This is a genomic window from Metalysinibacillus jejuensis (assembly GCF_003057615.1).
Lineage (GTDB): Bacteria > Bacillota > Bacilli > Bacillales_A > Planococcaceae > Metalysinibacillus > Metalysinibacillus jejuensis.
On the sequence record NZ_QAFW01000074.1, the window covers coordinates 1 to 6,839 of the forward strand.

Annotated in this window: 6 protein-coding genes, 16 tRNA genes and 2 rRNA genes; 3 read left to right on the forward strand and 21 right to left on the reverse strand. The window is 40.6% G+C overall.

The features are described 5' to 3' along the window. Positions 1-302 precede the first annotated feature (302 nt). Complete coding sequence (gene trmL, locus DDE80_RS13235; RefSeq protein WP_108308369.1) at positions 303-773, reverse strand: tRNA (uridine(34)/cytosine(34)/5-carboxymethylaminomethyluridine(34)-2'-O)-methyltransferase TrmL; 471 nt, start codon at positions 771-773, stop codon at positions 303-305. Between the two features lie 2 nt (positions 774-775). Beyond that, positions 776-1,894: a tRNA epoxyqueuosine(34) reductase QueG gene (queG, locus tag DDE80_RS13240; RefSeq protein WP_108308376.1), complete on the reverse strand. Its 1,119-nt coding sequence runs from the start codon at positions 1,892-1,894 to the stop codon at positions 776-778. A 59-nt stretch (positions 1,895-1,953) separates the two neighbouring features. Between queG and DDE80_RS13245 the strand changes: the two genes are divergently transcribed. From DDE80_RS13245 to DDE80_RS13255, 3 genes are all read left to right on the forward strand, one after another. Next, positions 1,954-2,451 carry a hypothetical protein gene (locus DDE80_RS13245; RefSeq protein ID WP_108308371.1) on the forward strand — a complete coding sequence of 166 codons (498 nt, stop codon included), beginning with the start codon at positions 1,954-1,956 and terminating at the stop codon, positions 2,449-2,451. After that, positions 2,448-2,951 (forward strand): DIP1984 family protein, encoded by a 504-nt coding sequence (locus tag DDE80_RS13250; RefSeq protein ID WP_108308373.1) that lies wholly within the window; start codon positions 2,448-2,450, stop codon positions 2,949-2,951. The genes DDE80_RS13245 and DDE80_RS13250 overlap by 4 nt, the downstream gene beginning before the upstream one ends. Before the next feature lie 222 nt (positions 2,952-3,173). Continuing rightward, positions 3,174-4,073 (forward strand): DMT family transporter, encoded by a 900-nt coding sequence (locus DDE80_RS13255; RefSeq protein WP_108308374.1) that lies wholly within the window; start codon positions 3,174-3,176, stop codon positions 4,071-4,073. Between the two features lie 38 nt (positions 4,074-4,111). Here the strand turns inward: DDE80_RS13255 and nagB are convergent, their stop codons facing one another. From nagB to DDE80_RS13350, 19 genes are all read right to left on the reverse strand, one after another. Next, positions 4,112-4,825: a glucosamine-6-phosphate deaminase gene (gene nagB / locus DDE80_RS13260; protein WP_108308378.1), complete on the reverse strand. Its 714-nt coding sequence runs from the start codon at positions 4,823-4,825 to the stop codon at positions 4,112-4,114. A gap of 189 nt (positions 4,826-5,014) precedes the next feature. After that, positions 5,015-5,095: transfer RNA gene (locus DDE80_RS13265), tRNA-Leu, on the reverse strand. Positions 5,096-5,139: 44 nt separating this feature from the next. Then, positions 5,140-5,213 (reverse strand) — tRNA-Cys (locus DDE80_RS13270). A 6-nt stretch (positions 5,214-5,219) separates the two neighbouring features. Next, positions 5,220-5,294: transfer RNA gene (locus DDE80_RS13275), tRNA-Gly, on the reverse strand. 5 nt (positions 5,295-5,299) lie between these two features. Then, positions 5,300-5,372 (reverse strand) — tRNA-Gln (locus DDE80_RS13280). A gap of 3 nt (positions 5,373-5,375) precedes the next feature. Further along, positions 5,376-5,451: transfer RNA gene (locus tag DDE80_RS13285), tRNA-His, on the reverse strand. 28 nt (positions 5,452-5,479) lie between these two features. Continuing rightward, a tRNA-His gene (locus DDE80_RS13290) sits at positions 5,480-5,555 on the reverse strand. 41 nt (positions 5,556-5,596) lie between these two features. After that, positions 5,597-5,670 (reverse strand) — tRNA-Trp (locus DDE80_RS13295). 7 nt (positions 5,671-5,677) lie between these two features. Beyond that, positions 5,678-5,761, reverse strand: a tRNA-Tyr gene (locus DDE80_RS13300). 27 nt (positions 5,762-5,788) lie between these two features. Beyond that, positions 5,789-5,864, reverse strand: a tRNA-Thr gene (locus DDE80_RS13305). Positions 5,865-5,877: 13 nt separating this feature from the next. Beyond that, positions 5,878-5,950: transfer RNA gene (locus DDE80_RS13310), tRNA-Phe, on the reverse strand. Between the two features lie 9 nt (positions 5,951-5,959). After that, positions 5,960-6,035, reverse strand: a tRNA-Asp gene (locus DDE80_RS13315). A gap of 4 nt (positions 6,036-6,039) precedes the next feature. Next, positions 6,040-6,114: transfer RNA gene (locus DDE80_RS13320), tRNA-Met, on the reverse strand. 27 nt (positions 6,115-6,141) lie between these two features. Next, positions 6,142-6,217 (reverse strand) — tRNA-Val (locus tag DDE80_RS13325). A 22-nt stretch (positions 6,218-6,239) separates the two neighbouring features. Further along, positions 6,240-6,314, reverse strand: a tRNA-Glu gene (locus DDE80_RS13330). Between the two features lie 27 nt (positions 6,315-6,341). Then, a tRNA-Ser gene (locus tag DDE80_RS13335) sits at positions 6,342-6,433 on the reverse strand. 5 nt (positions 6,434-6,438) lie between these two features. After that, positions 6,439-6,513, reverse strand: a tRNA-Asn gene (locus DDE80_RS13340). Positions 6,514-6,527: 14 nt separating this feature from the next. Beyond that, positions 6,528-6,642: ribosomal RNA gene (gene rrf, locus DDE80_RS13345) — 5S ribosomal RNA — on the reverse strand. A gap of 109 nt (positions 6,643-6,751) precedes the next feature. Beyond that, a 23S ribosomal RNA gene (locus DDE80_RS13350) occupies positions 6,752-6,839 on the reverse strand; the annotation flags it as partial.

Consider the following 6,839-nt stretch of genomic DNA (forward strand, 5'->3'; position numbering starts at 1 on the left):
AAATAACCACCGAACTTTTGCCTTTACTCACATCTAACGCAATGACATGTTTCATCATTTCCATCTCCTTTTTAGCCAGTCATAGAAGTCTTCACAGTACCTTAATGATTCCACTTTCTTATACGCGATCTCTTTGGACCCAACAGACTAAACTGATTCATATAAGGGTGTGAAGTCAGCCGGTTTAATATACGGACTCTCAATTGGTCCCAGAGGCTAGTCGACTTTTCTTCACTTCTACTATAAAAAAATAGTAGCACAAACCATGGCCTTGGTTTGTACTACTAATCTTAGTCTGTTTATTATTTTAGGCCTTTAAATCCTCTTTGACGCAATGCTTCATAAATAATAATGGCCGCACTATTGGATAAATTTAATGAGCGTACATTATCGCTTTGTGGGATACGTAAACACTTGTCTTTGCGTGCCTCTGCAAAGTCTTTAGGTAAACCCGTTGTCTCTTTGCCAAACATAAAATAAATGTCTTGCTCACCGCTAAAATCATAATGTGAGTACGGCTTGTCACTGTATGTTTCGATTAAATAAATTTCTCCTTCAGCAGCATACGTTAAAAAATCTTCTAACGAATTATGATAATGAACGTCTACACTATGCCAGTAATCAAGACCTGCACGCTTTAACATTTTATCGTCTGTTGAAAATCCTAAAGGGCGAATTAAATGTAGGGCCGTATTAGTGCCTGCACAAGTACGTGCAATGTTGCCTGTATTAGCTGGAATTTCAGGTTGGTATAATACAATATTTAATGACATCGTTATTCTCCTAGTATGCGGTCAATTTCTTGTAGCACCGCTTCATCTGTCTCTTGTTCTTTCGCTGCTTTAAGCAAGCTAAGATCTTCCGTAATCTCTCCTATCGCATAAGCGGCAGTAGCTCTAATGTCAGGACGTGGGTCTTTGCTTAATACCTGCTGTAAAATTGGTAAGGCAGCTCGTTCTTTAAAATGAGCTAACGCTAAAATCGCATTACGTTGAATTGGCTTTTTCCCTCGCCAAGCACCCGACATTTCACCAAAACGCTCTTTAAATTCACGATTAGATATCGTAAGTAATGGGGTTAATAATGGTTTAACGAGCTCTGGCTCTGGCTCAAATTCTTCATGCCATAAATTCGCTTTCCCTTTGTTTTTAGGACATACCGTTTGGCACGTATCACAACCATAAATACGGTTGCCAATATGTTTACGAAATTCTAGCGGCATTTGTGTTTTCGTTTGCGTTAAATAAGCAATGCAACGTTTAGCATCAAGTTGCCCTGGTGCAACTAACGCTGTAGTAGGACATACATCTAAGCACAGCCTACAGTCTAAACATGCATCTTCTATTGGCTCATTAGGTACGAAAGGAATATTTGTTAACATTTCTCCTAAATAGACGTAGGAACCAAATTCATGCGTAATAATCGAACAATTTTTACCGCTCCAGCCAATGCCCGCACGTTCTGCAACTGCTCGATCTACCAGTGCGCCTGTATCTACCATCGACTTAAATTCAGCGTTCGGTACACGTTCACTTAGCCATACTTCGAGTTTAGCAAGACGATCTCGCAACACCGTATGGTAATCTGTCCCCCAGGAAGCTCGACAAAAAATGCCACGACGTTCACCTTTTTTTCCTACAATATGCGTTGTCATCTTTGAAGGATAGGCGACAGCAATCGCAATAATCGTTTTAGCTGTGGGTAGTAATCTTAATGGCTCGGTCCTTAACTCTACATCACTTTCTTCAAATCCTGAAGCATAACCAAGCTTCTGTTGTGTATATAAACGGTCTTTTAAACTCACAAAGGGCTCCGCTGTTGTAAATCCAATTTTATCAATTCCAATTTCTTTAGCATACACGATAAGCTCTTGTTGTAGCTGGTGCACACGCATCACGCTCTTGGCCTCCTCTATGTTATACTAACCCTATAGTTAAAAAGGGGGGTAACACCATGCTAGTTGGTACAATAATGTACACAGGTGTAACAGTTTCTGATGCGCCTCAAATGATTAAAGGACGTGTTCGATTATACCAAGAAAACTTACTTCTTGAAATGGATTTATCTCCACTTACAGAACGTCCTGGTATTAAGCGCTGGCATCAAACACCAAAGCCTTATTTTATCTCATTGTTTGAACAAATCCAACAAGGTGAATTTATCGCTATGGTTGACGGAGCACATGCGATCAATGATTTCTTTATGTTACAATATGAAACACCTATCCAAATTTTTGATACGACTAAACTTTCACACTATACAATAAATGATATACTGTATTCAACACCATTAGCCCCAGTAGATTCGAAAACAACAGCCATTACACAAGTGTTTTTGCTGAAAGATTTACCTTACGAAGAGGCTCAGGCTTTATTACACGCTGCCGCTAAAATGTTTTGGCAAATTAACGGTGGCGACTATACTATTACATTAGAGGAGTATGCCGAATGAACTTAGCTGAAGCTGTTAAATTAAAAAGTATTTTAACGTCAAAATTCCATGAATATACGAGCGAACTTCATCGTTCTGCTTTTATTACCGTTGAAAAAGACCAACCACCTGTTACGAGCAACCGGACAATGGAAGAAATTCATACTGACTTAGCCCGTGTTCGCAAAGACATTCGTACACTTGACCGCTTAGTATATGAAGCAAATGTTATGAATACAGTCTCGTTTGAAGACGAATCGCTCACGCTAGTAGAAGCTATTGAGCTTGCTTCGCAACTTCGCGAAAGTGCTTCGACATACCGCTCTTTTGGTGAAAATGAAAAAGAAGAAGTACAACACGGTTACGGCGACACTATACTTTATCGTATCGCACAGTTCGATCCAGCTGCTTATCGCGAAAAAGCAACGCAACTAGAAAAACAAGCACATCGCCTATCGAATGCCATTAATGCTAAAAATTACAGTATTACAATTGACTTCGATGATAGCATGTATTTTTAATTCCTAGAGCGGTGAGACTCCAATCTAGGTGAGCTACGGTTATTACATTTAAGCAACCGATGACCTGTTACCTTTTATACCGTTACCTTTGACCAATAACCAACCATTATCAATGGAAACTTTTGTAGCTATCGTCACTAGCAAATTTTATAGCCGTAGCAAAAATAAAACCACTGCGTGTTAGAATGCAGTGGTTTTATCCATAACAGAAAGGAGAATATTATGCGTTTTCATCCTATTATTTTATTATTGCTTGCCACATTATTATGGGGTGGTAATTTTGTTATTGGTCGAGCTGTAAGTGATCAAATTGCACCATTTAGTTTAGCCTTTTTACGTTGGTGCACCGCTTTTATTATTTTCTTTCCCATCGCCTACCCTCACGTAAAAAAACATTGGCGTGCGTTATGGCAATATCGTTTTATCGTATTGTTAATGGCTTTTACAGGAGTCGCTGCGTTCAACACACTCGTTTATATCGGTCTGCATTATACTACTTCAATTAATGCATCTTTAATGAACTCATCTACCCCCATTATGATTTACATACTATCTTTTCTATTATTACGTGAAAAACTTTCCTTACAGCAATTAATCGGCACACTCTTATCACTTAGTGGCGTAGCATTTATTATAGCTAAAGGTCAGTTTGCCTCACTGCTTTCATTTCAATTTAATAAAGGCGATATGATTGTGCTCGTAGCGGTGATGTGTTGGAGTCTTTACTCGCTACTCGTAAAAAAATATGCCACCGTTTTACATGGACAAGCGACTTTCCTCGTAACGATAGCACTCGGTATACTTATGTTATTACCTTTCTTTATTTATGAAGTCGTTACACGTCCTGATGCGATTATATGGAATATGGGTACAATTAGTGCCATCGGATACGTCGGGGTGTTTGCTTCTATCGTTGCCTTTTTAAGTTGGAATACAGGCGTTATAAAAATCGGTGCAAATCGCGCTGGGATTTTCTTAAACTTTATCCCTGTATTTGCTTCTATTTTCGCAGTTATCTTTTTAAATGAGCAACTTGCATTGTATCAATTATTAGGCGGTTTCGCCGTTATACTTGGCGTTTTACTTTGTAACTATCAACGAAAAAATCAACGTAGCGCATAATAAAAAGAGCAGCCGATTAATACTCGACTGCTCTTTGTTTATTTTGTACCACCATAGATAATTGTAATATTATCATGAGTAGTTAATTGGCTCGCTGGGAAATCTTCAGTAAGCTTACCTTCTTTTAATTTCTCCATTGCTTCTAGCTTACGTTCACCGAATGCTAATAAAACAATTTCCTTCGCATTCATAATAGATTGAATGCCCATCGTAATCGCATGAGTAGGCATCTCAGCACCCTCTTCAAAATAAATAGCATTTTCAGTACGTGTAGATTCAGTTAGTTCAACAACATGTGTTAAAGAATCAAACGGTGTGCCTGGCTCATTAAATCCGATATGTCCATTGACACCTATACCGAGCAATTGTAAATCAATGCCGCCTTCTGCTGCAATTCGCTTATCATAAGCTGAACATTCTGCGTGTAGATTTGGAGCTACACCATTGGGCAAATGTATATTTTCTTCTTTAATATCAATATGATTGAATAAAGTATCGTGCATATACATCCAATAACTTGCAGAATTTTCTTGGGGCAAACCAACATACTCATCTAAGTTAAATGTCGTAACATCTTTAAATGAGAGCCTATTAGCTTTCACTTCAGCTACTAATAATTCATACAGTCCTACTGGTGTACCACCTGTCGCTAACCCAAGTACACTTTTAGGGTTTGCTTTTAGTTGCTTAATAAATAACTCTGCTGCAATACGACTCATTTCTTCGTATGTTTTTACTTCAATCCATTTCACCATAATAATTTTAGTATCCTTCCTTTATACAACAATGCTATCTTATTCTATTAACGTTTTAATCAAGTTTTAGTTGCATAGTATTTACATACGTAATATATTCATTTTACATTCTTAACAAGCTTAACGCTATCATTTTCATTGTAGACAAAAAAAGATTCTAGCAATAGACTAGAATCTCTAAAATAATACCGATGGCCGGGATCGAACCGGCACTCCAAAGGAATGCGATTTTGAGTCGCACGCGTCTGCCAATTCCGCCACATCGGCTAAAAATAAGACAAAAAAAATCGGTGTTCCCGATTTATAAAAAATGGAGGCGGCAACCGGATTTGAACCGGTGGTAGAGGTGTTGCAGACCTGTGCCTTACCACTTGGCTATGCCGCCTTATTATGGAGCGGAAGACGAGGTTCGAACTCGCGACCCCCACCTTGGCAAGGTGGTGTTCTACCACTGAACTACTTCCGCTAATACTGGGGTACTAGGATTCGAACCTAGGGAATGACGGAATCAAAATCCGCTGCCTTACCACTTGGCTATACCCCAAAATGGGGCGACTGATGGGAATCGAACCCACGAATGCCTGAACCACAATCAGGTGCGTTAACCACTTCGCCACAATCGCCATATTAATAATAATTTATATATAAAAATGGGGCGACTGATGGGAATCGAACCCACGAATGCCTGAACCACAATCAGGTGCGTTAACCACTTCGCCACAACCGCCATTATATAAATATATCATAAGTAATTGAAATTAAAAAAATTGGCAGGGGCAGTAGGAATCGAACCCACACCAAAGGTTTTGGAGACCTCTATTCTACCGTTGAACTATGCCCCTATAAAACTGGTGGAGAGGGGCGGATTCGAACCGCCGAACCCTAAGGAGCGGATTTACAGTCCGCCGCGTTTAGCCACTTCGCTACCTCTCCAGGTTAATCAGCTAATTATAATAAAAATGGTGCCGGCGAAAGGAGTCGAACCCTCGACCTACTGATTACAAGTCAGTTGCTCTACCAACTGAGCTACACCGGCAAATATAAAACTATGGGTCAGGACGGAATCGAACCGCCGACACTTAGAGCTTCAATCTAATGCTCTACCAACTGAGCTACTGACCCATATTAAAATGGCGGTCCCGACCGGGATCGAACCGGCGATCTCCTGCGTGACAGGCAGGCATGTTAACCGCTACACCACGGGACCTTTTTGGTTGCGGGGGCCGGATTTGAACCAACGACCTTCGGGTTATGAGCCCGACGAGCTACCACTGCTCCACCCCGCGTTAATACTAGTTATTATATCATAAATATGGTGGAGAATGACGGGCTCGAACCGCCGACCCTCTGCTTGTAAGGCAGATGCTCTCCCAGCTGAGCTAATTCTCCTGGGTATAAATCAATTATAAAATGGTGACCCCTACGGGATTCGAACCCGTGTTACCGCCGTGAAAGGGCGGTGTCTTAACCGCTTGACCAAGGGGCCTTAGTTAAATAAATGCTGTTGTTATACTGGCGGAGAGCAAGGGATTTGAACCCTTGAGACAGTTTGCACCGCCTACATGATTTCCAATCATGCTCCTTAGGCCACTCGGACAGCTCTCCAAGAATGGCTCCGAAGGTAGGACTCGAACCTACGACCGATCGGTTAACAGCCGATTGCTCTACCACTGAGCTACTTCGGATTAATATGAATGCTGCCTAGCGATGTTCTACTCTCGCAGGGGCTAACCCCAACTACCATCGACGCTAAAGAGCTTAACTTCCGTGTTCGGTATGGGAACGGGTGTGACCTCTTTGCCATTATCACTAGACTATGTAAATAATTACTACACATCGCACACATGTTAACTAATTTGCTAAATAAATATGAAAGATTGCTCTCTCAAAACTGGATAAACTTCATTGTTTTTTGTAAAGTAGTTGGTTAAGTCCTCGACCGATTAGTATTCGTCAGCTCCGTATGTCGCCACACTTCCACGCCGAACCTATCTACCTTGTCGTCTTCAAG

Bases quoted from the DNA above. Each gene is read 5' to 3' on its own strand.
- DDE80_RS13250 (WP_108308373.1), top strand. From the start codon at position 2,448: ATGAACTTAGCTGAAGCTGTTAAATTAAAAAGTATTTTAACGTCAAAA.
- DDE80_RS13255 (WP_108308374.1), top strand. From the start codon at position 3,174: ATGCGTTTTCATCCTATTATTTTATTATTGCTTGCCACATTATTATGG.
- DDE80_RS13245 (WP_108308371.1), top strand. From the start codon at position 1,954: ATGCTAGTTGGTACAATAATGTACACAGGTGTAACAGTTTCTGATGCG.
- queG (WP_108308376.1), bottom strand. From the start codon at position 1,894: ATGCGTGTGCACCAGCTACAACAAGAGCTTATCGTGTATGCTAAAGAA.
- trmL (WP_108308369.1), bottom strand. From the start codon at position 773: ATGTCATTAAATATTGTATTATACCAACCTGAAATTCCAGCTAATACA.